22 protein-coding genes are annotated in these 23,275 nt (G+C 62.2%); 10 read left to right on the top strand and 12 right to left on the bottom strand.

All coding sequences use genetic code 11. The features are described 5' to 3' along the window. Nucleotides 1-25: 25 nt before the first annotated feature. Nucleotides 26-1,417, bottom strand: a complete 1,392-nt coding sequence (locus AC07UR_RS07020; RefSeq protein WP_173421598.1) for a nucleobase:cation symporter-2 family protein — start codon at nucleotides 1,415-1,417, stop codon at nucleotides 26-28. A gap of 160 nt (nucleotides 1,418-1,577) precedes the next feature. On the opposite strand from AC07UR_RS07020, the gene AC07UR_RS07015 reads away from it, so the two are divergent. From AC07UR_RS07015 to AC07UR_RS06980, 8 genes are all read left to right on the top strand, one after another. Beyond that, the gene (locus AC07UR_RS07015; RefSeq protein ID WP_173421597.1) at nucleotides 1,578-2,474 is read left to right on the top strand and encodes a LysR family transcriptional regulator; all 897 of its coding nucleotides are present in this window, start codon (nucleotides 1,578-1,580) and stop codon (nucleotides 2,472-2,474) included. A 197-nt stretch (nucleotides 2,475-2,671) separates the two neighbouring features. Next, nucleotides 2,672-3,460, top strand: coding sequence for an aldolase (locus tag AC07UR_RS07010; RefSeq protein WP_209789439.1), 789 nt, complete (start codon nucleotides 2,672-2,674; stop codon nucleotides 3,458-3,460). Between the two features lie 222 nt (nucleotides 3,461-3,682). Further along, nucleotides 3,683-4,978, top strand: coding sequence for an amidohydrolase family protein (locus AC07UR_RS07005; RefSeq protein WP_209789438.1), 1,296 nt, complete (start codon nucleotides 3,683-3,685; stop codon nucleotides 4,976-4,978). Between the two features lie 54 nt (nucleotides 4,979-5,032). Continuing rightward, nucleotides 5,033-6,022 (top strand): BMP family protein, encoded by a 990-nt coding sequence (locus AC07UR_RS07000; protein WP_209789437.1) that lies wholly within the window; start codon nucleotides 5,033-5,035, stop codon nucleotides 6,020-6,022. A 69-nt stretch (nucleotides 6,023-6,091) separates the two neighbouring features. Then, nucleotides 6,092-7,186 carry an ABC transporter permease gene (locus tag AC07UR_RS06995; RefSeq protein ID WP_209789436.1) on the top strand — a complete coding sequence of 365 codons (1,095 nt, stop codon included), beginning with the start codon at nucleotides 6,092-6,094 and terminating at the stop codon, nucleotides 7,184-7,186. An 80-nt stretch (nucleotides 7,187-7,266) separates the two neighbouring features. Then, nucleotides 7,267-8,199, top strand: a complete 933-nt coding sequence (locus AC07UR_RS06990) for an ABC transporter permease (RefSeq protein ID WP_173421592.1) — start codon at nucleotides 7,267-7,269, stop codon at nucleotides 8,197-8,199. Nucleotides 8,200-8,204: 5 nt separating this feature from the next. Further along, nucleotides 8,205-9,737, top strand: a complete 1,533-nt coding sequence (locus tag AC07UR_RS06985; protein ID WP_209789435.1) for an ABC transporter ATP-binding protein — start codon at nucleotides 8,205-8,207, stop codon at nucleotides 9,735-9,737. Between the two features lie 56 nt (nucleotides 9,738-9,793). Further along, nucleotides 9,794-10,690: a LysR family transcriptional regulator gene (locus tag AC07UR_RS06980; protein ID WP_209789434.1), complete on the top strand. Its 897-nt coding sequence runs from the start codon at nucleotides 9,794-9,796 to the stop codon at nucleotides 10,688-10,690. Nucleotides 10,691-10,941: 251 nt separating this feature from the next. On the opposite strand, the gene AC07UR_RS06975 is transcribed toward AC07UR_RS06980, so the two are convergent. The 10 genes from AC07UR_RS06975 to AC07UR_RS06930 form a co-directional block, all read right to left on the bottom strand. After that, nucleotides 10,942-11,694 carry an SDR family NAD(P)-dependent oxidoreductase gene (locus AC07UR_RS06975; protein ID WP_209789433.1) on the bottom strand — a complete coding sequence of 251 codons (753 nt, stop codon included), beginning with the start codon at nucleotides 11,692-11,694 and terminating at the stop codon, nucleotides 10,942-10,944. A gap of 4 nt (nucleotides 11,695-11,698) precedes the next feature. After that, nucleotides 11,699-12,451, bottom strand: coding sequence for an SDR family NAD(P)-dependent oxidoreductase (locus AC07UR_RS06970; protein WP_173421588.1), 753 nt, complete (start codon nucleotides 12,449-12,451; stop codon nucleotides 11,699-11,701). Further along, nucleotides 12,448-13,479 carry a proline racemase family protein gene (locus AC07UR_RS06965; protein WP_209789432.1) on the bottom strand — a complete coding sequence of 344 codons (1,032 nt, stop codon included), beginning with the start codon at nucleotides 13,477-13,479 and terminating at the stop codon, nucleotides 12,448-12,450. Before AC07UR_RS06965 ends, AC07UR_RS06970 begins: the two co-directional genes overlap by 4 nt. Next, nucleotides 13,476-14,945, bottom strand: coding sequence for an aldehyde dehydrogenase family protein (locus AC07UR_RS06960; protein ID WP_209789431.1), 1,470 nt, complete (start codon nucleotides 14,943-14,945; stop codon nucleotides 13,476-13,478). Before AC07UR_RS06960 ends, AC07UR_RS06965 begins: the two co-directional genes overlap by 4 nt. A gap of 56 nt (nucleotides 14,946-15,001) precedes the next feature. Next, complete coding sequence (locus AC07UR_RS06955; protein WP_209789430.1) at nucleotides 15,002-16,234, bottom strand: NAD(P)/FAD-dependent oxidoreductase; 1,233 nt, start codon at nucleotides 16,232-16,234, stop codon at nucleotides 15,002-15,004. A 62-nt stretch (nucleotides 16,235-16,296) separates the two neighbouring features. Then, on the bottom strand, nucleotides 16,297-17,175 hold the full coding sequence (locus AC07UR_RS06950) for a dihydrodipicolinate synthase family protein (RefSeq protein ID WP_209789429.1): 879 nt from the start codon (nucleotides 17,173-17,175) through the stop codon (nucleotides 16,297-16,299). 36 nt (nucleotides 17,176-17,211) lie between these two features. Further along, nucleotides 17,212-17,877, bottom strand: a complete 666-nt coding sequence (locus tag AC07UR_RS06945) for an amino acid ABC transporter permease (protein WP_209789428.1) — start codon at nucleotides 17,875-17,877, stop codon at nucleotides 17,212-17,214. Nucleotides 17,878-17,888: 11 nt separating this feature from the next. Then, complete coding sequence (locus AC07UR_RS06940; protein ID WP_173421582.1) at nucleotides 17,889-18,557, bottom strand: amino acid ABC transporter permease; 669 nt, start codon at nucleotides 18,555-18,557, stop codon at nucleotides 17,889-17,891. 10 nt (nucleotides 18,558-18,567) lie between these two features. Next, a complete protein-coding gene (locus AC07UR_RS06935) occupies nucleotides 18,568-19,338 on the bottom strand; it encodes an amino acid ABC transporter ATP-binding protein (RefSeq protein ID WP_209789427.1) in 771 nt (256 codons plus the stop codon). Nucleotides 19,339-19,415: 77 nt separating this feature from the next. Further along, the gene (locus AC07UR_RS06930) at nucleotides 19,416-20,249 is read right to left on the bottom strand and encodes a substrate-binding periplasmic protein (RefSeq protein WP_209789426.1); all 834 of its coding nucleotides are present in this window, start codon (nucleotides 20,247-20,249) and stop codon (nucleotides 19,416-19,418) included. A gap of 199 nt (nucleotides 20,250-20,448) precedes the next feature. On the opposite strand from AC07UR_RS06930, the gene AC07UR_RS06925 reads away from it, so the two are divergent. Beyond that, nucleotides 20,449-21,168, top strand: coding sequence for a GntR family transcriptional regulator (locus AC07UR_RS06925; RefSeq protein ID WP_173421579.1), 720 nt, complete (start codon nucleotides 20,449-20,451; stop codon nucleotides 21,166-21,168). Between the two features lie 3 nt (nucleotides 21,169-21,171). After that, entirely contained in the window at nucleotides 21,172-21,954 is a 783-nt protein-coding gene (locus AC07UR_RS06920) for a pyrroline-5-carboxylate reductase (RefSeq protein ID WP_209789425.1), read from the top strand. 200 nt (nucleotides 21,955-22,154) lie between these two features. Here AC07UR_RS06920 and AC07UR_RS06915 read toward each other — a convergent pair whose 3' ends face one another. Then, nucleotides 22,155-23,177, bottom strand: a complete 1,023-nt coding sequence (locus tag AC07UR_RS06915; protein WP_209789424.1) for a serine hydrolase domain-containing protein — start codon at nucleotides 23,175-23,177, stop codon at nucleotides 22,155-22,157. Between the last annotated feature and the right edge of the window lie 98 nt (nucleotides 23,178-23,275).

Genomic DNA, 23,275 nt, shown 5'->3' with positions numbered 1-23,275 from the left:
GCCGCCGGACTAATGGTGTTGCTCTCTAGGCAAGGTCGGCAGCCGGCGTGCCGTCCGCGAGCTCTGCTTCCTCCGGCTCCTTCGCCGGAACGCCGTTGAAGAGAATGTTGAGCAGCGCTGCCGCGAAGGTACCGACGAGGACGCCACTGTGCAGGAACTTCTCGATCGCCGCGGGCAATTGGTCGAAGATGTTTTCGGCGACAACCGGCACCATGGCGAGCCCGACGCTGACGGCGACGATGTAGAGGTTGCGCCTGTTCGCCGCGAAATCCACCTTCGTCAGGATCTTCACGCCCGTTGCCGACACCATGCCGAACATCACGATGGCAGCACCGCCGACAACGTAGCTCGGGATCGAAGCGCTGACGAAAGCAACTTTCGGCAACGAGCCGAGCAGGATCAGGATGACGCCGCCCGCCGCCACCACGAAGCGGCTGAGCACGCCGGTGATCTGAAGAAGGCCGACATTCTGCGCATAGGTCGTGTAGGTGAAGGTATTGAGCAGGCCGCCGATAATGTTCCCGACACCGTCGGTTCTCAAGCCCCGGGTCAGTTCAGCCTGGGTGATCTTGCGACCGGCCATGTCGCCTACCGCCAGGAATTGTCCTGTCGATTCGATCATCATGACCGTCATGACCGCACAGAGCGACAGGATCGACCAGAACTCGAAGATCGGCCATCCGAAGGCGAGCGGGTGAATGATGCGCACCCAGTCGGCCTCTGCAACGCCGTGGAAGTCCACCTTTCCGGCAGCGATCGCGATCACGAAGCCGACACCGATGCCAAGCAGGACCGCAAGATTGGCCATGAAGCCCTTGAGGACGCGGGTGAGCAGCAGGATCGACAGGAGCACGATGGCGGCGACGGCGAGCGCGAAGGGCGCGCCATAGGCGGGGTTGGGGATCATGCCATCCGGGCCCTTGATCATCGGCTGGCCGCCCGCCGCCCAGTTTACCCCGACGCGCATCAGCGAGAGGCCGATGACCAGCATGACGGTACCGGTGACAACAGGCGGAAAGAAGCGCACCCAGCGGCCGAAGAACGGCGCGACCAGGACCGTGAATACCCCGGAGCCTATGACGGCGCCAATGACGCCCGGCATGCCGAGATCGGGATTGGTGCCCGTAGCGATGATGGAGGGCACGGCGGTGAACGAAATCCCCATCATGATCGGCAGGCGAATGCCGACGTTCCAGATGCCGAGTGCCTGGATGAGGGTAACGATGCCACAACAGAACAGGTCGGCGCTGACGAGCATCGCGATCTGTTCCTTGGGCAAGTGAAGTGCGCTGCCGACAATGAGCGGTACGGCGACCGCTCCGGCATACATGACGAGAACGTGTTGCAGGCCCAGAGCCATCAGGCTCGGAATCGGGTACATCTTTTCGACTGGATCCGTCGTGTCGGACTTACGCATTCGCTTTCCTCCCAGCGAACAGCTTCCGGCGCGGTGGGGCATCTTGGCCTCATGATCTTTTAACCGCACGCCGTACACCGAGGATCATGCGGCTGGTCAAATCAGCAAACAATCGGCACAATTAGATTTATTCATATAATAATTGAATGAATGGATCGCGATGGACATCACGCTGAAACAGCTTAGGGCCTTCGTCACCGTGGCCAACCTCGGACAGTTCACCCTGGCTGCCGACAAACTCGGCTCGTCGCAGTCGGCCGTCAGCACGCTCGTGCGCCAGCTGGAGCAGAACCTCAATCTGCGTCTCTTCGACCGTCACACGCGACTTCTGCGCCTCACGGAGGCCGGCACGGACATATTGCCGGTCGCAGCACGCGCCGTGGCCGACATCGAAGGCATGGTGGAGAGCTCGCGTGAATTGAATGCGCTCCGGCGCGGAAAAGTTTCGATCGCAGCCGGAACTGTGCAGGCCGCTCTGATGCTGCCGCAGCTCGTCAACGCCTTCAACAAGCTCTACCCCGAGATCTCCGTCGCCCTGCATGATGTCGCGGAGAAAGCCGTCTTGGAACAGGTCGCCAACAGCTCGGTGGATCTTGGCATCGGCACGGTACCGGAGGACGACAGCGAACTCATGGGCACCCGGCTTACGACCGACGAATTCCTCGTCGTCCTTCACCCGGACGATCCGCTCGCCAAACTGACCGAGCTGCGTTGGACAGATCTTGTCGACAGGAAGCTGATCGGGCCGCAGCGGGGCAATCCGATCCGAGACCGCCTGGAGAACGAACTGGCGCGCAACGGCATCGTGCTGCCCTTCGACAAGACGATGCAGGAGGTCGCGCTGCCGCTGACAATCATCGGCATGGTCGAGGGCGGTCTCGGCGTCGCGATCATGACCTCGGCGGTCACGCGCCTCGCGACGTCGATGGGCCTCGTCGTGCGGACGCCGACCGAGCCGCACATCAAACGGGAAGTGAGCCTGATCCAGAAGCGTGCGCGTTCGCTCTCGCCAGCCGCCCGACGGTTTCGGGACTTCCTGCTGAAATCCGTGCACTAGGCTTTTACCGTAAAGGGTCAGCGGTGCCGGCCCCCCGGACCACCAGCCCGCAATTGACCGCGCAAGGCTTCGAGCGTTATCTGGTGGCGCTGCTGGACCGTGACGACTCGGGCAGGCAGGGCGCAGCCGCACGACGCTGCGCGCGGTAGCCTTCGGGCCAGCCGCCGCTCCCAGCCCAACCATGCCCAGGAGCACCCATGGCCCATTCTTTGAAATGCCACACCGATGCGGACCGTCACAACCGGCCCGATCTTTCCGCCGATGCCGTCCGTACGGCGAAGGAAGACCTTGCCGCTTGTTTCCGCATGGCAGCGCGCAACGGTTTTGAGGAGGGGATCTGCAACCATTTTTCCGCGGTCGTGCCTGGCCACGACGATCTCTTCATCGTCAACCCATACGGCTATGCCTTTCGCGAACTGACGGCGTCAAAACTCCTCGTGTGCGATTTCAATGGCACCGTCATCGACGGCGAAGGCGAACCGGAGGCGACAGCCTTCTACATCCATGCGGAGATACATCGCCGACTGCCGCGCGCAAAGGTCGCCTTCCACACCCACATGCCCTATGCGACAGCGCTCTCCATGACCGAGGGTGCTCCGTTGATCTGGGCTGGACAGACGGCGCTGAAATTCTACGGACGCACCGCCGTCGACGAAAACTACAATGGCCTGGCGCTCGACCACCAGGAGGGTGCGCGCATCGCCGCAGCCGCCGGCGACGCTGATATCGTTTTTCTGAAACACCATGGCGTGCTGGTACTGGCGCCCACGATCGCAGAAGCCTGGGACGACCTCTATTACCTGGAGCGAGCGGCCGAAGTTCAGGTGCTCGCCATGTCCACGGGCAGGGAGGTCTTGCCGGTAAATCCCGCAATTGCCGAGGCGGCCTATAGACAGATGCGCGAAGGCGATCCCGCGTCCGCCCAGGCCCATCTCGCAGCCCTTCGTCGCCAGCTGGATGTCGAGGAACCGCAGTATCGTCACTGATTTTGGGTGGTCGTCTGCGGTAGGTGATGGGCCACAACCCTCGACCCATCGCAGTCGCAGCACATTGATTTAGCTTATTACTTTCTTTGGAGATCTTTACTTGCGCGTATTCCCGACGAAAGCAATTATTGCGATTTACTTATCAAATGATTGAAATAATGAATTTGTTTCAATTAATGACCCGTGCTTAGTCTTCCGCCATGACAAGAAGGTGGGGACGGAATGGCACGTGACAATCTAACGGCGTCGCTCGCAAAACTGACCGGCGGTCAGTCCTTTGCTCTCACGGGCGGAAGCGTCATTCATGACGACGGCCCACAATCGGTGAGCGACATTGTCGTCGGCGCCGACGGGCGCATCGCCATTGTCGAACCCTTTCTCGACAGCGGGTCCTACAGCGCCCATGTGGATGTTACAGGCATGCTCGTTTCGCCGGGTTTCGTCGACGCGCACCAGCATCTCGACAAAACGGGCGTACTGCGCTTTACCCCCAATCCGTCAGGCACGCTCCAGGGCGCCCGCGAAGCCTTCGCGAAATATGCCCGTACCGCCGGCCCTGACGACATTCGCAAGCGCGCAACGCGCACAATCGGGCGATGTCTTTCCCGCGGCACGACCGCGATCCGCAGCCATATCAACGTCGACAAGGATGCCGGCTTCCACGGCATCGAGACGCTGGCGGCCATTCGCGATGCTGAGAGGCACCGCATCACGCTTCAACTGGTCGCCTTCATGACGCCCCATCCCGGCCAGGATTTCGAGTGGCTGGACAAGAACATCGACGGCGCCGTCGCGCTCGCCGATGCCGTCGGCGGAACGCCCGCCGTTTCCGAGGACCCGCCGCGTTACCTCGACATCTTGTTTTCCGCGGCAGTGAAGTCCGGCAAGCCGATCGACCTGCATCTCGATGAACACCTCAATAGCGGGGTGCATCTTCTCGACGCCGCTCTCGATCGCGTGGAGCACTTCGGCATGCAGGGGCGCACCGTCTTCAGCCACGTCTCTGTGTTGAGCGCCCTGCCCCGTCGGCAGTTCCAGCGGATAGCCGAGCGCCTGCACAAACTGAATGTCGGCGTCGTGACGCTGCCTGCGGCAAATCTCTATCTGCAAGGCCGCGACTACGAGGTCCTGCCGCCGCGCGGACTGACGCGCGTCGCCGAGCTCTATCGTGCCGGCATCACCATCGCCACGGCCTCGGACAATATCCAGGACCCCTTCGTCCCGACCGGCTCGGGCGACATGCTGGAAATCGCCCGCTGGACGCTGCTGGCCGGCCACCTGCGCGGTGATGAACTCGCCGCAGCGCACGGCATGATCACGACGGCCCCTGCCCGCCTGATGGGCCTTGGAAGAGACTATGGCCTGAGGCCCGGCGCGCGCGCTGACTTCGTGGTCACTGACTGCATCGATACCGACACGCTGGTTGCCGGCGGACCGGATCGGGCCTTTGTCTTCTCGAACGGGCGCCTGGTCTCGCAGAGCGCCACCGAAAATATCCGCCTGCAGGAGAACGCATAAAAGGGAACGGCTGCTCCGGGGGGATTGTGACTTCAATCTAATGGGAGGAATGAAATGATAACTGAAATTTCACGTCGTTTACTGCTTGCGTCCACTCTCGGAATGGCCCTGACCGGAATGCTCCGGCTCGACGTCGCGCATGCGGAAGACTTTAAGATGGGCCTTCTAGTGCCTGGTAGTGTCTCCGAAGAAGGATGGAACCGGATCGGTTACAACGCGCTCAAGGGCGTGGAGGAACAGCTTGGCGCCAAGATCAGCTATGTCGAGCTGCAGCAGAACCCGGCCTCCTTCGAGAAGGCGTTTCGCGACTATGCCAGCCAGGGTTACAAGGTCATCCTCGGCCACGGCTTCGAGTTCCAGGACGCCGCGCGCGATGTCGCCCTCGACTACCCGGACACCTATTTCCTTATCTCGTCGAGCGCGATCCACGAAGGCAACGTCATCGGGCTCAACACCGATACCAGCCAGCCCTTCTACCTGATGGGCGTCATCGCCGCGAAAATGGGTGGCAAGGCCGGCCTCGTTGGCGGCATGGAAATCCCGCCGATCCAGCAGGCCTTCACCGGCTTCAAGAACGGCGCAAAAAGCATCAACCCGGACTTCCCGATCAGCGAGGCCTATATCGGCAACTTCACCGATACGACCGCCGCCAAGGAAGCTGCATTGAGCATGATTTCGCAAGGCGCGGACTTCGTCGTACCGAACGCCTCGGGCGCAACTGTCGGCGGCTATCAGGCCATCGCAGAGTCCGGCCCGGACGTGCGCTCCTTCTCGATCTTCAGCGATTTCACCGAGGTAGCGCCCAACAACATCCTGGGGCTCTACGTTGCCGATTACGCGCAAGGCGTGGTCGAGGTGGTCCGCGCTATCAAGGACGGTCACCCGCCGGCGGCAAACGTCGTTTTCGGCCTGAAGGATCCCAAGGTCATCTCGTTTACGTTTCGCGACGACGGCCCGGTCACCGTGCCGGAGGACATCCGCGCCGAGGTGAAGGCAATCAGCGACAAGATCGCCGCTGGCGAGATCAAGACCGGCGCAGAATAGCCGGCTTCACGCTGCGGCAGGTCGTCCGGCCGCAGCCCTCCCGCCTCACACCAACATCCGGACCGACCCATGGCTGAGATAAACCAGGGAGTGCGTGAGACCGTGAATTCTCAAGCAACCCACGCCTTCACCCACACGCTCTCGCGCGCCGCGATCAGCGCTCTGACACCCATCGCGGCGGTTCTCGTCGCTCTCGCCTTTGGCGCCGCCCTTTTATCGCTCAACGGCTTCAACGGCAGCGACGTCGTTACCGTGATGGTCTTCGGCTCGTTTCAAGACATGCGTTCGGTCGGAGAAATTCTCCTCAAGGCGACCCCCCTGATCCTGATCGGCGCGGGCCTCTGTGTAGCCTTCCGCTGTTCGATCTGGAACATCGGCGCCGAGGGCCAACTCTATGTTGGTGCGATCGCTGCAACTCTTGTCGGCACCAGCATCGATGGACTTTCCGTGTGGGTGCATGCGCCGCTCGTGATGCTGGCCGGGGCGTTGGCGGGCGCTGCCTGGGCCGGCATTGCCGGCTACCTGAAGGTGCGCTTTCAGGCGAGCGAGATCGTCACCACGATCATGCTCAACTACATCGCCCTCATCCTCACGAGCTATCTGGTCACCGGTCCGATGCGCGACGCGAGCGCGGCCTATCCGCAATCGGCAAGGCTGGTGCGCGAAGCCTGGACACCACGTCTGGTGACCGACCTGCGGCTTCACATCGGCATTCTCGTCGCTGTGATTCTGGCCGTCGGCCTCTACATCTTCCTGCGAAGAAGCAGTCGCGGCTTTGCGCTGCGCGTCGTCGGTCTCAACCCCCACGCCGCCCGCTATGCCGGCATGAACGTTGCACGAAACGTCATGATCGCCATCTGCATCAGCGGCGCGATGGCCGGGCTTGCCGGCGCCTTCGAAGTGGCGGGCGTCACCCGACGGCTCTATCAGAACATCTCGCCCGGTTATGGCTTCGAAGGCATCGCCGTGGCGCTGCTGGCGGGCAACAATCCGTTGGCAGCGATCCTCTCGGGCGGCCTGTTTGCGACGCTGCGCTCCGGCTCGGAAGTCCTCCAGATCACCTCGCAGGTCCCGCAGGTCCTGGTGCTCGTCATCCAGGGCATTGTCATCCTCTCGGTCGTCGCCTTCGCCAAGCTGCGGGACGTCCTCAGGATCGTGGCTTGAAAGCATGGAAACTCCCGCACGGCCCTTTGCCGTCCGCGGGAAAACAAAACCTTTGGCTACATTCCTAGAGGGTATAACCGATGGACGACATGATGCTCCTCACCTTCCTCGCGACGCTCGTCGGCGCCGCCTGGAGGCTTGCCACCCCCTTGATCTTCGCCTCGATCGGCGAGGTCTTTTCCGAGCGCGCGGGCGTGCTCAATATCGGACTCGAGGGCACAATGCTCGTCGGCGCATTCTGCGGCTTCGCTGCGGCCTCGGCCACCGGCAACATTCCGCTCGGGCTTTTGGCGGGCGTTGCCGGCGGCATGCTGTTCGGGCTCGTCTTCGCCTTCTTCACGATCACCATCAAGGCAGACCAGATCGTGGTGGGCGCGGCACTCAACCTGCTCGGCATGGGCCTGACGGCCTTCCTCTTCCGCACCTATTACGTCTCGACGGGCAAGGGCATCGATATCGCCCAGCCAGTCCACATACCGTGGCTGAGCGACCTGCCCTTCCTCGGGGAGGCGTTCTTCCGGCAAAACCTGATCGTGTACTCGACGATACTGGCCGCCATCCTCGCCACACTCGTGCTCTACCGCACCTCGTTCGGCCTGACGCTTCGCGCCGTCGGCGAACACCCGAAAGCCGTCGACGTCGCCGGTCGCAGCGTGCCTGGCTACCGTTATGCCGCCGTTCTCGTCGGTACCGGGTTTGCGGGGCTCGGAGGCGCGTTCCTGACGCTTGGTCACTCCAACCAGTTCGTCGAGGGCATGACCTCCGGCCGCGGTTTCATCGCCCTGGCTGTCGTGGTCTTTGCGCGCTGGTCGCCGATCGGGGCATTCTTCGTCTCGCTGCTCTTCGGCCTCTTTTATGCCCTGCAGCTCATGCTCCAGGCGCAAGCGTCCATCGTCGTGCCCTATCAGGTGCTGCAGGCGCTTCCCTATATCATGACGATCATCACGCTCGTCGTGTTCCGCGGCAAGGGCGCTGCACCCAGCAAGCTCGGCCAGCCCTACGAGATGAGGTGATCGACATGTCGACAAGACCCTTCCTGCGCATCGACAATATCCGCAAACGCTTCGGGCCCATCGTCGCCAGCGACGGTGTATCCCTCGAAATCGAGGAGGGCGAAATCCACTCGCTGCTTGGCGAAAACGGCGCCGGCAAGAGCGTGCTGATGAGCATGATATGCGGCATGGTCCGGCCGGACGAAGGCGATATCGTCTACAAAGGGCAATCGGTGAGCTTCGCCAGCCCGCGCGACGCGATCCGCCAGCGCATCGGCATGGTGCACCAGCATTTCATGCTGGTGCCGAACCTCACGGTGGCGGAAAACTACATCCTCGGCCAGGGTTCTGCACTCAGCGTCATCTCCGACATGGACAAGGTCCACCGAAAGATCCGCGCGCTTTCCGAACGCTACGCCCTCGACGTGCGTCCCGACGCAATCGTCGAAGATCTCTCGGTCGGCGAGCAGCAGCGGGTGGAAATCTTGAAAGTGCTGTTCCACGGCATCGACCTGCTGATCCTCGACGAGCCGACCGCCGTTCTGACCCCGCAGGAGACCGACCGCCTCCTCTGCCTGATGAGCGATCTCGTGAAGGATGGAAAGACCGTCGTCTTCATCTCGCACAAGTTGGACGAGGTGATGCGCGTCAGCAATCGCATCAGCGTCATGCGCGACGGACGCGTCGTACACACGGTCAAGGTAGGGGAAACGAATGCGCGGGAGCTCGCCCGCATGATGGTGGGCCGCGACGTTCGCATGGAGCTGCCGCGCAACCCCGAGCCACCCGGCCCTATCGTGCTCTCTGTTGAAAACCTTGCCTGCCGCGCAGAGAATGGCATTCCGGCCGTGCGCGGCGTGAGCTTCGACGTGCGCGCCGGCGAAATCGTCGGCATCGCCGGCGTTTCCGGCAACGGCCAGACGGAACTCTCGCTCGCACTTTCCGGACTGCTGCCCGTCGATACAGGGCGCGTCGTTCTCAACGGAAAGGAGATTACCGGTCTTGATCCCGCCGCGATCAATGCCAGGAGCTTTTCCCACATACCGGAGGACCGTCACAAACATGGCATCGTGCTCCCGCTGTCGCTCAGCGAAAACACCATCCTCCAACGCTACGACCAAAAACCCTTCGCGACGGGCGGCATGCTGAATGGCCGGGTGATTGCCGAGCATACCCGCGACCTGATCAAGCGTTTTCGTGTGAAGAGCCGGGACGAGAACCAGCCAATCGCTGCGCTGTCAGGTGGGAACCAGCAAAAACTGGTCGTCGCGCGGGAGCTGGCGCGCAATCCCGATTTCATCCTCGTCAACCAGCTTACCCGCGGTATCGATATCGGCGCGATGGAGTTCGTGATGGAGGAGATGCTGAAGCAGCGCGACAGCGGTCGCGCCATTCTGCTGATCTCCACGGAGCTCGAGGAGCTGTTCGCAATCTGCGACCGCATCCTGGTGATGTTCCACGGCGGGATCCTTGGCGAACTGCCCCCGGACCGCACTCGTCTCGACGAACTAGGCTTGCTGATGGCCGGCAACAAGGAACAGCCGGCACCTGCGGGGTAGACAAGCGAAGATTTGGCAGGCTTTGATGGGGCAGGACAACGGGAGGTCGCGCGTACATGAACATAACCCTGCGGCAACTCAGGGCCTTCATCGCAGTGGCCGAGCTCGGCCAGTTCAACATCGCCGCACGCAATCTCCATCTCACCCAGTCCGCGGTCAGCATCCTCATCCGCGACCTTGAGACGGAAATCGGCGTGCGTCTGTTCGACCGGCATACGCGCATGGTCTCCCTCACTCTTGTCGGCCAGGAGTTTCTGCCGCAGGCGCGAAAGATCCTGAAGGACCTGGAACTGGCCGTCGGCGACGTGCGCGACAACGCCATGCTGAAGCGCGGCCAGGTGACGGTCGCCGCGGCGATCGTGCTTGCCGCCACCATCGTTCCGCCGATCATCGCGCGCTTCCTGCGCATGTACCCGGAGATCTCCGTCAATATTCGCGACATGCCCGAGGAGCAGATCACCCCGGCGCTCAAGCGCCACGAGGTCGACATCGCCGTCGGCACCCTCTCCGAGGAGGATCCGGAGATCACCGCGACGGCCTTGCTGCGCGACAAGCTGATGCTCGTCTGCCGGGACGATCACCGGTTTGCAAAGCGGAAATCCGTGCGCTGGGCACAACTTAAAGACGAGACCCTGATTACGCTTGCCGCTTCCAATCCACTACGCAACATCGTCGAGCACAATCTTATCCGCGTCGTCCCGAACTATCGGCCGAAGTACGAGGTGCGTTTTTCGACGACCGCGATCAGCATGATCGCTGCCGGGATGGGTGTTTCGGTGCTGCCGGAGAATTCCGGACAACTCGCCTCGGCCGTCGGGGTGACCACAATCGATCTCATTGACCCCATCGTCATGCGCGATGTCTCACTGCTTCAACGGCGCCATCACAGCCTTTCTCCCGCTGCCGAGCATCTGAAGGCGGCCTTCATTGCCAGCGCTGCAAGAAACAATTGAGTGTTCGACAAGGCCCCGGGACGCTCTACCAGCGTGCTCGTCGCTTGCGATGACGAACTCTTAAACCTCGCCCCTTCTTTAAATCCCGCGTCAGTTCACCCATCCGGCTGCTCCGCCCTGACCTGCTTTGAGCAAAGTGTCGTCAGAGCAGTGCGACACAACACCGACGGCTTGAAGCGATATCGAACTGCGAACCTTCTCATCAGGCCAGTGTCCGATCCGTGCCTACTGCCGAAATGCTGGCCCCAATCTCAGGCAACCGCCTGTGCGCCGGTGATTTCGACAAGTGAACCGCACATGAAGGCTGCTTCGTCGGAGGCCAGGAAGGCGACCAAGGCTGCGACCTCCTCGGGTTTCCCGATGCGGCCGAAGGGAACGAGCTTGTCGAGATCGGCAATGGTGCGTCCGGAACGCTTCACTCCGGCTTCCAGCATCGGGGTGTGGATCTCGCCAGGGCAGACGGCGTTGACGCGGATCTTGTTCGGCGCGTAGTCGCGCGCAAGGTTCTGCGTGAAGCTGGCCACCGCGGCCTTCGTGACGTTATAGGCGATGTGATTGGGGGCCGGATAAAGGCCCCACTGGGAGGCCGTGTTCACGATCGCGCCGCCGCCTGCCTCGATCATGTGAGGTAGCGTCGCCTGGCACAGGTGGAACATTGCATCGACATTGACCGTAAAGCTCAGCCGCCAATCCTCCGGCATCAGCGAGAGGAGATTGCCGCGGCGGTTGATGCCGGCATTGTTGCAAAGCACGTCGATATGCCCTTCGGTCGCAATGACGTTATCGATGATGGCGCGGCAACCCTCGGCAGTGGCGATGTCGCTGGCGAGCGCACGGGCGTTGCCGCCTTCGCCCGAAATCTGCGCGACGGTCGCTTCCGCGCCTTCGCCGTTCATGTCCGTGACGATAACGCGCGCCCCCTCGGCAGCGAAGCGGGCGCTGATCGCTCCCCCGATGCCGCCAGCAGCTCCAGTGACGATGACGACCTTATCCTTGAAACGCATCCTGTTACCTCATGTAGCTGCCGCCGTTCACGTCCAGCACGGCGCCGTTGAGAGAGGCCTGCGAGGGACGGAAGGCGAAGGCGGTAATCTCGCCGATTTCCTGTGGGTCGACCATCCTGGCGATGGGGATGCCGGCCAAAGCCGCCGCCTCACCGTGTTCGGCGATATAGGCTTCGGCCATTTCGGTGCGCACCCAGCCGGGCGCCAGCGCTAACGCGGTCACGCCCTCATGCCCGTGGCTTTGCGCAATCGATTTGGTGAGATTGATCAGGGCGGCCTTCGAGGCGCCATAGGCCATGGCACTGGAGGTGTAGCCGCGCTGACCGGCACGGCTGGCCATGTTGACGATCCGGCCGCCGCCATGCACGCGAAAATGCTGGATGGCGAGCTTCGACAGATCGACTGCCGAAAGGAAGTTGACCTGCATTTCGCGCACCCAGACCCGCTGCCACTCTTCCATCGGCGCGTCGATCGCAACTTCTGACCGGATACCGGCATTGTTGACGAGGCCCGTCAGCCGACCGGCAACGGCCAGGGCCTGATCCCACAGGGCCTGCGGCCCGGCCGGATCCGACAGATCGGCTGGCACGCACCAGCCCCTGCCGTTAAGCGATTTCACAAGCACCTCGGCGGCATCGCGATTGCGGCCGTAGTGCACGACGACGTTCGCTCCGTCCGCCACGAGAGCATGGCAGATCGCCCGCCCGATGGCGCCCGTCGCACCGGTGACGAGAATGGACTGTCCCGAAAGCTTCATAGTTCACCCACCTGCGGACCCCAGGTATCCGACAGGGCAAAGCCTTGCGCAAAGGGATCCTGTGGATCGAGCCGAAGTTGCTGGCGGCCGAAGACGTAGCCCTGGCCGGTGATGCGCGGCAGGACGGCGGGGCGTCCGCCGACCGTTGTCTCGCCGACAATCTCCGCCGTGAAGGTCCCCCCAATGATGCTGCGCGAAATGCGCCTGTCACCGATCCGTGCCAGCCCCTTTGCATGCAGGATCGCCAGATTGGCCGAGGAGCCCGTGCCGCAGGGCGAGCGGTCGACCCGGCCCGGTTTCAGTGTTGTGCAGGTGATGACCGATCCATCAGGTTGATAGTCGCGGAACATCACATAGGCGATCTCATCGAGACCCGGGATCTCAGGATGATCCACCTCCACCTGCTTGGCCAACAGCGCCTTGATCTCCGTCCCTGCCTCGGCCAGGGCGCGGGCCGCCTCCGGCACGATCCTTAAGCCCACTCGATCAACGTCGATCTGGGCATAAAAGACACCGCCGAAGGCGATGTCCCCGGTGATGCGCCCCCATTTCGGCGTGTCGATCACGACATCGAGCGCGTGAACGAAGGCCGGGACATTGTCGAGGCTGACCGACAGGCATCGGCCGTTCTCACACCGCGCGCGGGCGACGATCAGCCCGGCTGCGGTATCCAGACGGACCACCGTTTCCGGCTCGATCATGGCAACACGGCCGGTTTCGATAAGCGCGGTCACCACGCAGATGCAGTTGGAGCCCGACATCGGATGGGCACGATCCGGCTGCAGCACGATGAAGGCGGCATTGGCATCCGGCCGGGTCGGCGGCAGCAGCAGGTTGGTCGTGTGGACAACCTGCGCCCGCGGCTCGCGTGTCAGGAACAGACGCAGCGACGGGTCCACGTCGTTGAGATGGTTCATCTTGTCGAGGATGGTTGCGCCCGGAATGTCGGGGGCGCCGCCGATGAGGACATTGCCGCTTTCGCCCTGGCAATGCACGAGCAGGATATCGAGCACCTTGTCGAAGGTCATTTCAGATACCATCCCCACGGCTCATCACCAACCAGACGCGTGATCTGCTTTGTCTCCAGATAGTTGTCGAGGCCCCATCGGCCGAGTTCCCGACCAATTCCGGACTGCTTGTAGCCGCCCCACGGCGCTTCGGTGAAAGTCGGCTGCGAGCAGTTGATCCAGACGATCCCGGCGCGGAAGGCGGCGGCCACGCGTTCGCAGCGTTCATCATCCGCCGACATGACGGCGGCGGCGAGGCCGAAGCGGGAATCATTGGCAAGATGGATCGCCTCCTCCTCGGTCTCGAAAGGACGAATGCAGACGACCGGGCCAAAGATTTCCTCGACCCAAGCATCGCTGTCGAGCGGCATGTCGGTGAGGATCGTCGGCGCGACCCAGAAGCCCTTGTCGAAGCCCTCATATCTTCCGCCGCACGCGACCGTCGCGCCCTGCTCTATCGCACGGTCGATGTGGCGCAGGACGTCCTCGTATTGGCCCTTGTTGACGAGTGGCCCGAGCAGCGTACCCGCATCGAGGCCGTTGCCCATCTTGATCTTCCTTGCTTCCTCCACCAACCGCGCCAGAAGCTTCGGGTAGAGCGGGGCTTCCACCAGTACCCTTGACGTGGCCGAGCAGACTTGGCCCTGGTTCCAGAAGATGCCGAACATGATCCATTCGACGGCCTTCTCGATATCGCTGTCGGCAAAGACGACGAACGGCGACTTGCCGCCGAGTTCGAGACTGATGCGTTTAACGTCCTTCGCGCCGGCAGCCATGATGCGCGAACCAACCGGCCCTGAACCCGTGAAAGCCACCTTGTCGACCGCGGGATGCTCGACGAGGGCCTGCCCTACGACCGAACCTTTGCCCGAGAGAATGCTCAGCACGCCCCGCGGCAGCCCCACTGCCTCGGCGATCGCGCCAAGCTCCAGCGCCGTCAGCGAGGTGGTTTCGGCGGGCTTGAGAATCATGGTGCAGCCGGCTGCAAGAGCAGGAGCGACCTTCCAGGAGGCCATGAGAAGGGGATAATTCCAGGGAACGATGGCGACCGCGACGCCGAGCGGTTCGCGCACGGCCTTGGAGACGAAGCGCGCATCCGCAAGCGTCACCTCCTCCACTTCGCCATCCAGCTCCTCGGCAAGATCGGCATAGAAATCGAAGCAGCCTGCGGCGTCCGCCAGGTCCCATTCGGACTCGGGCAGCGGCTTGCCGTTATCGCGGGTCTCCATGCGCGCAAGCTCCGGCAGGCGATCGCGGATGCCCTTAGCCATGGCGCGGAGATAGTTCGCGCGCACCTTGCCCGAAAGACGCGGCCAGGGCCCGTTGTCGAAGGCTTCGCGCGCCGCCTTCACGGCAGCTTCGGCCTCCAACGCGCCGGCGGCGGCAATGTGATGGAAAACTTCTTCGGTCGCCGGGTCGATCACCGCGAGCATCGCTCCATCGGCGGGAGCGACCCATTGGCCATCGATGAAAAGCTTGTTCTGCATGATATCCTCACAGGTAATGCATGGGCGGCATCAGTCCGGACTGCGGACAACGCCCTTCAGAAACGGTCGACACGATAAGGACGCATATCGACAGGCGGTGTCACGCCCGTCATCAGGTCGCCCATCAGGCGCGCGGTCGTTGCGGCATAGGTAACGCCCAGATGACCGTGGCCTGTGGCATAGAAGACACCCGAGACCTTCGCCGAGGCAGACATGACCGGCACGGTGTCGGGAAAAGCCGGACGATGACCCATCCACTCCGAAAAGTCCTCGCAGCGCAACTTCGGCAAGGCCTTCTGCGCCCGCCGCACGGTTATCTTCGAGCGGCGGTAATCGGGTGGCGCGTCAAGGCCCGCCATTTCCACCGTGCCGCCGACGCGGATCCCGCCCGCCGTTGGCGTGACCATGAAGGCCCGTGCGGGCCAGATGATCGAATGGCGCATGGAAATGCCGGGAGCCATGATCTGTGTATGATAGCCACGCTCGGTTTCGAGTGGCATCGGCTCTCCCAGCATTTTCGAGAGCAAGCCGCTATAGGCACCCGCTGAGATCACCACCTCATCGGCAGCGATGCGATCGCCTCCCGCGAGCCGCACGGCGGTGATGCGGTCGGATCGGTCAAACCCCGCCACCGCTGCGCGCCGGATTTCGCCGCCGCGTTCGCGGAAACGTTGCGCCAGGCGGTTCACCAGGCGAAACGGATCACGCAGGCTGCGGTTCTGCGGAAAGAGGACGGCGATGCCGATCGTGTCCGATAGTTCCGGTTCCAGTTCCCGCGCCTGCGCACCCATCAACCGGCGGTACGGAAAACCGAAGCGCTCGAGGATTTCGATATGCTCACGGTCGGCGCGAAACTCCGCCTCGTCGCTGTAGAGCGAAAGGCAGCCCTGTTCCGTCAATTCGTCTTCCAGCCCCGTTTCGCGCAGCAGAGGCAGGAGGTCGTCATAGACACGCCTGCAGAGGGCCGCACCCTCGGCCTCCAGCCGACGCAGCTTGCCAGGCCGCGAGGCGGCAACGAAACGCGCGAACCAGGGAAGGAGCTTTGGCATATAGCCAGGACGAACGCGCACCGGCCCCTCGGGGTCGAGCATCCAGCCCGGGATCTGCCGCCAGATCGACGGGCGTGAAGCCGGCATGAACTCGGTCACGGCAATCGAGGCCATGTTGCCGTAGGACGCGCCGCGCCCGACCTCGTCCCTATCGAGAAGGACGACCTGGCGGCCGCGCGTCTGCAGCTCGTAGGCAATCGCCGTGCCGATGATCCCTGCGCCGACAACCACGGTCGTCATGCTCGCCTCTTTCCGTTGTTCATCAGTCTGGTCGGGCGGCTCATCCGCCTGGTCATGGGGACTTACCAGTTCAGGATCGGTTGCATGGCGGCGCGGAATTCGGACTTTTCCTCGGCCGTCAGGGGCCCGAGCGGCCCTCGGCATTCGCCGACCGGCAAGCCCTGCAATTCGCAGCCATACTTGATCTTCTGGACGAACTTGCCGGACTCGAGGATGTTCATCGCCCGGTAAAGGGTCTTCATCATTTGGCGGGCCTTGCCGAGGTCCCCCGACCTATACGCCCGATCGAGATCGCAGCAGGCCTTGGCCATGCAGTTCGATGGACCGCAGATCCAGCTTTCCGCGCCCCAGAACATGAAATCGAGCGCGATGTCGTCCGAACCGCTGACAAGCTGGATTTTGCCTTCGTAACGACTGGCGATGTCGATCGCCCGTTGCAGCACGCCCGAGCTTTCCTTGATGGCAATGACGCGCGGATTGTCGGCAAAATGATCCATCAGTTCGAAGCTGATGTCCGACCCGTCCTTGGCGGGATAGCTGTAGAGCACGAGATCGACGTCGACGGCGGCAAGAACGGTCTCGTAGTGCTTGATGAGCTCGGCCTGGCTCGGGCGGGTGTAGAACGGCGGCGCGAGCAGGACCGTGTCGTAGCCGATCTGCTTGGCAATCGCCGTCTGTTCGATGACCTCACGCGTGGCCGGCGCATTGGTGCCGGCGATCAGGATTTCACCTGGCTTGGCAAAGTCTTTGACGAACTGAAGAACGTCGCGACGCTCCTCTGTCGACTGGCTGAAATATTCTCCAGTGGAGCCGTTCGGCACCCAGCCCGTGACACCGGCTTCACGCAGGTGAACCATGAGCCTTTCGAAGGCCTTGAAATCGATCTGACCCTTGGCATCGAAGGGGGTGACGAGGGCCGGCATGACGCCTGACAGTTTCATGGGAATCTCCATTCGGATGTTCGTGTGGCGGGCGCGTCAGACGGCCAACCGCTTGAGGATGCGTTGTTCGATGACCGTGACGGCGCGCGTCAGCGGGAAGGCGATGACGAAGTAGATGAGGGCGACGACGGTCAGCACCTCGATGGGCCGGGCCGTGTTGTTGGATATGTTCTGACCGACGAACATGAGGTCCGCCATGCCGACAGCCGAGACCAGCGCGCTTTCCTTGAAGAGGCTGATGCAGTTGGAAAGCAGCGTCGGTGCAGCGCGCAGCACCGCCTGCGGGAGGACGACGTTCGCCGTGCGCGCCCAGGGAGAAAGGCCCAGCGCCACGCAGGCGTCCAACTGCTCGCGCCCGACGGACTTCAGCGATGCACGGAACGTTTCGCTGCTGATCGCCCCCATGTAGAGCGTCAGCGCTATCACACCGGACGCCATGTTGGAGAGTTCGACGCCGAGGACCAATGGCAGGCAGAAAAATATCCAGAACAGCTGCACGAGCACGGGCGTGCCGCGGAAGAACTCCACATAGACGCTCGATGGGCCTCGCAGGATTGCGTTCTTGGAGGTTCTGGCAAGGGCGACAAGGAAGCCGAGGATGCAGCCGAGCAGGATGCAGATCAGGGTTAGCTTGAGTGTGGTCCAGAGGCCGAGCAAGAGTGCATGCTGGAATTTCAGCACGATCGCGAAGTCGAAGGTCATCGTTGAACTCCTCAGCTTGCCAGGGCTTCGCGGCGGCGTTCCAGGTAGCCGACGACCTGGGAAACCGGGAACGACACGGCGAAATAGAACAGTGCGACGATGGTGAAGGTCTCGATCGGGCGGTATGTCTGCGTGGCCAGAGTCTTGCCCTGGTACATCAGATCCTGGACGGCAACGATGGCGACCAGCGCGCTCTGCTGGAAGATCCCAATCCCGTTGGTGAGCAACACCGGCATCGAGTTGCGCACCGCTGTCGGCAGAACGATATAGAGAATTCTCTGGAATGGGTTCAAACCGAGCGCCACACCGGCATCGAGCTGCTCGCGCGGCACGGCCTGGATCGAGGCACGGTAAGCCTCCGCATTGAAGGCCGCGAGATTGAGGCCGAGCGCCAGGATTCCCATCGTGACTGAACCGAGGAACACGTTGAACAGCATGGGGACGCAATAGAAGAACCAGACAATCTGGATGATCGCCGGCGTGCAACGGAAGAATTCGATGAAGAGCGTGACCGGGAGGCGGATCACAGCAAAGCGGCTCATCACGAGCAGCGCCAGTCCAAAGCCAAGCGTCAAGCCGATGGCATTTGCGGCAATCGTAAGTTCGACCGTGACGAGCAGGCCATCCCAAAGCGGTCCGAAATTGCGAAAGACGGACGCGAAGTCAAAACTGTAGTTCATGGCGTCCTCCTCAGTGCTTGATGTGGAACACCCGCTCGATGAACTCGCGCGTGCGCTCCTCCTTGGGAGAGCCAAGCACCTGCTCTGGCGGACCATCCTCGACGACCACGCCGCCGGCGCAGAAAATCACGCGGGAAGCAATGTTCTTCGCAAACCACATGTCGTGGGTCACAATGACCATCGGCATCTGCTGCTGGGCGAGCTGCAGGATCACCTGTTCGACTTCGGCCACAAGCTCGGGATCGAGCGCCGAAGTCACCTCGTCGAACAGCATGAGTTTCGGATCGAGCATCAGGGCGCGGGCAATGGCCACGCGCTGCTTCTGCCCGCCGGAGAGCTGGGCTGGATAGGCTTTAGCCTTCTGCGCGAGGCCGAAACGCGTCAGCAGCGCCATGGCCCTCGCCTCTGCCTCGGCCTTCTTCTCTCCCCGTACCTTCATCGGCGCGAGGATCAGGTTTCCGATCACGTCGAGATGCGGAAATAACGTGTAGTGCTGAAACACCATTCCGATCGACCGCCGGACCTTGGCATCAATCGTGGTCTTGCCGTTGCCGTTTGCGCAGATGTAGGGCTCTCCACCGAAACCGACGGACCCTCTGTCGATCTGTTCGAGTCCCATCAGAACACGCAGAAGTGTGGACTTGCCACCGCCGGAGGGCCCGATAACGACGACGCGGTCGCCCGCCTTCATTTCGATATCGAGGCCCTGCAGCACCTTGACGACGCCGCCGTAGCTCTTGTGCAGTCCTTCGATCTTAACCAGCGGGGCGGTGTCCGACATCGTCCAAACTCTCCTCCTTGAGACAGGGAAGCGGAGCCGCCGCGGGGCGGCTCCGGCATGGCTGATAGTTGCCGGGCTCAGTTGCCGGTTTTGAGAACCTGATCGACCGCCTTGCGGATCAGTTCCTCGATGTGACCGGTAGCAACCCGCTCTTCGAGGAAGATATTGATCACCTCGACATCGGCAGAGGAAAGCTGATACGGCAGGCCAAAGGCGACGCCCTGTTTTGCAAGCGCCGGCGTGGGGTTCAGCGCAACGGCCCAATCCGGATTGGACTGTGTGAAGAGCTGGTTGGTATCGGACGCGTCGACAAGTATGTCCGCGCGGCGCGATACAACGGCAAGGCGTGTTTCATCGTTGGTTGGCAAGCGCAAGATCGTGGCAGTTTTGACGACCGAGGAGATCGCCTTGTCTTGTGCCGTGCCCGACATCACCGCGAGCGTGACGTCGGCCTTGTCGATATCGGCGACTGCGGCCGCGCCAGTCGGGATCTTGGGATTCTCCTTATTGTAGGCAAGCGAGATCTGATACTCCATCGCAGGAACGGAGAACTGCACGGCCATGGCCCGTGCCGGTGTCCGGTTGAGCGCCAGCGACACGTCCCATTTCCCGGCCTGCAGACCGGCGACGATATTGTCCCAGGTCGTGTCTACGAATTCGGGCTTGACCTTCAAAACCTCTGCAAACTCGCGGCAGAGGTCGGCAAAAAAGCCGGAATACTCTCCGCTTGCCGGATCGCGCATGACATAGGGCGGGGCGACAGCTGCTCCGCACCGCAGCGCCCCGGTTTTCTGGACGCCCTGCCAGTATCCGTCTGTGGTCTCAGCCGATGCGGCTGTGGGAGAAAAACTCGCCACCAGGACGAGCGCCGCCGTCGCCCGCAGTGCGGACGTCATCACTCTCGAAAGCATGTGCATTCCCCAATTTTTGTGCGCGTAAAGCGCGGTTCCACCGGTCGGCTGCGGCCGCTCTTTTTGTTTTTCGTGTCGGCTCCGTGTCGACTGAGTAATTTATGTCGTCTCCGTGTCGACAAAGTCAAGCGGAAATTTTACAATTGCTGCGCGGTCGTTTTTCTGGCCCAATGCCGAAGAAATACGGAAAGGGACGTAAGTGTCTGACGAGATTGATACGAAACGGGTGCGCGGCACCGGCTGGAAAAGCGTCTACGACACGCTGCGAACTGAAATTCTCGCGCTAGCCCTGCCGCCGGGCCAATTGCTGGATGAGACGACGCTTGCCGAGCGTTTCGATATGTCTCGGTCGCCGGTGCGCGAGGCCCTGATCCGGCTTGCGGGCGAGGATCTGGTGGTGACGCTTTCCAATCGCAGCACGATCGTGGCGCCGATCGAGGTCGCAAGCTTTCCAAAATATGTGGAGGCGCTTGATGTCGCCCAGCGCATGAACACGCGGCTTGCCGCAGCGCTCAGGACCGACGCCGACCTTAAGATCATAGCCAAGCGTCAAAAGGAATTCGAGGCGGCCGTCAGGACCGGCATGCACCTGAAGATGTCGGAGGCCAACAAGCAATTCCACATGGCCGTCGCTTACGCTGGGAAGAACACCTATCTCGCCTCATTCTACGAGCGCCTCCTCAATCAGGGCCAGCGGATGCTGCACTTGCATTTCGAATATCTTGAGCGCACCGGCGACGGCTATCTCCTGACCGACGAGCATGAGTTGATGCTGGAGGCAATCCGGGCGAAGAACGTCGAGCGCGCCGACGAGCTGGCCCATGCCCACACCCGCCAGTTCCAGGATAATTTCATCTCGTTCCTGCGCGAAAATTACACGACCGATGTCGCCTTCGGGCCGCTTGCGGCTGCGGAATAGACCATGCCCCTGCCCCAGAAGATCGGATTCATCGGAACAGGCGCCATCACCGACGCCATGGTGCGCGGCCTGCTCGCAAAGCCCGCTGCGGTCCCGCATGTTATGGTGTCGATGCGCAGCGCGGATATTTCGGCGGCGCTCGCCGCCGAATTCCCGCAAGTGCTGGTCTCCAACGACAACCAGGCGATCGTCGACGGCTGCGATACGGTCGTCCTGGCGATCCGCCCGCAGATCGCCGAGGACGTCATTCGCCCCTTGCGGTTTCGTGACGACCAGAGGGTGATCAGCGTCGTCGCCGCTACCGGGAGACAAGCACTCCGCGACTGGATCGGCGCCGACGTTGAGCTCACCCAGGCCATCCCCCTACCCTTCGTCTCCCGGCGGAAGGGCGTCACCGCCGTCTACCCACCGGATGAGGGCACGGCCGCTATCTTCAACGTGCTCGGCAACGCCGTCGAATGCGAAACCAAGGCGGAATACGACCTCCTCGCTACCGCGAGCGCCCTGATGGCGACCTATTTCGGCATCATGCACCGCACGACGGAGTGGCTCGCGGAAAACGGGTTGCCGGAAGAAAAGGGCCGCGCCTATCTCACGCCACTCTTTGCCGGTCTCGCAGAAGCAGCAGCTCATGCCGAAGAAGATATCAAATTCATCGATTTGAGCCGCGAATTCGCCACCAGGGGCGGTTTGAACGAGCAAGTGTTTCAAGACTTCGACGGTGAGGGCGGGACGGATGCCCTGAGACGAGCGCTCGATGGTGTTCTTAAACGCATCTCCCGCTGAATCAGCGTTGGACCTTTGTCCGGTTGGGCGAATACGGCCCCCTGCCCAGCCAGAGTCCTGACGTCAACAGCTGCGGAATAGCTCACGCTTGGAATGGCTGGGATTGGGTTAGATCGAGCTTGTTTTCGTCACGGTCGAGTTCGACCCGTGCCGGCCATCGGTTCAGATGATGTTCGAATGGCGGGGCTCGCGAACCGCCGTTATTCACCGAAACGTGGCGCGGCCTTGACCGTGTCGATGATGTTGCCGAGCAAGAGGTGCAAGGCATCGCGGTAACCGGTGCGTGCCGACGGGCCGCTCTCCTGCGAGGTCATCACCACGGTCAGTTCGAGCGCCGGCACAATATAGAGCATCTGGCCTCCATACCCCCAGGCGAAGTGCACGGTCTCGCCGGCGATCTGGCGCTGAAACCAGCCATAACCGTAGATGTCCCCGGAGAAGCGCGAATTGGTGCGCGGTTGCCAGGACTGCGCGATCCACTCAGCCGGCACGACCTGTCGCCCTTCGGCCGTCTTGCCGCCGTTGCGATAAACCTCGCCGAAGGCAAGCAGCGATCGCACGCTCATCGCCATCTGGTTGCCGCCCAGATAGATGCCTTGCGGATCGCGGTCCCACGCATCGATGCGAAAGCCCTTGATCGGGCCGAGCCATTCGCGGGCAAGAGCAAGGGTCGGCTTGCCGCTAACCCTGGTCAGAATTGCGGAAAGCAGGTGAGTGGACGCAGTCGAATAGAGCATCTCCCCGCCGGGTTCATCGTCGAACGGCTGTGCCAGCGCGGAGCGAACCCAATTGCGGCTCGACACCCAGCGGCCGTAATTGGGGCCGGACATTCGTCCAAGCCCGGCCTGCATCGACAGCAGATGACCGATGGTGATGTCCTGAAGCCGCGGGTCCGGGGACACCGGCAGGTCGGCCTCGAGGATCGGCGCAATCTTTTGCTCCGGCCCCTGCAGCAGCTCCTTATCGATCGCGATGCCGACGAGCGCCGACACGATCGATTTGGAAGCCGACTTGATGTTGGTGCTGTCCGAAGGGCGATTGCCCCGGTAGCCACGCTCGGCAACGACGGCACCGGATCGGGCGACGATCACCGTCTTCAGCGGCGTCAGGTCGTCGCGCGCTGCAAGTCCCTCCAACAGCGTCGGAAGCGAAGGCCGCTCCTGTGCGACGACAAGGGAGCACATCGCCAGAAGCCAGAACAATGCAGCGGTAAATCTGATCATGTATTCCGATCTAGGGTGAAAGCGCGGCCGCGTCATCGGACGACATGCATTGTCACGCTGATTTGAAGCCCGGTGAAAAGCCCCGTCTTGGCGTATCC

It is taken from the genome of Ensifer sp. GW821-FHT05G01, assembly GCF_059419585.1.
Note: the sequence above shows the minus strand (reverse complement) of the source record. Positions and strands in the feature narration are given on the sequence as shown.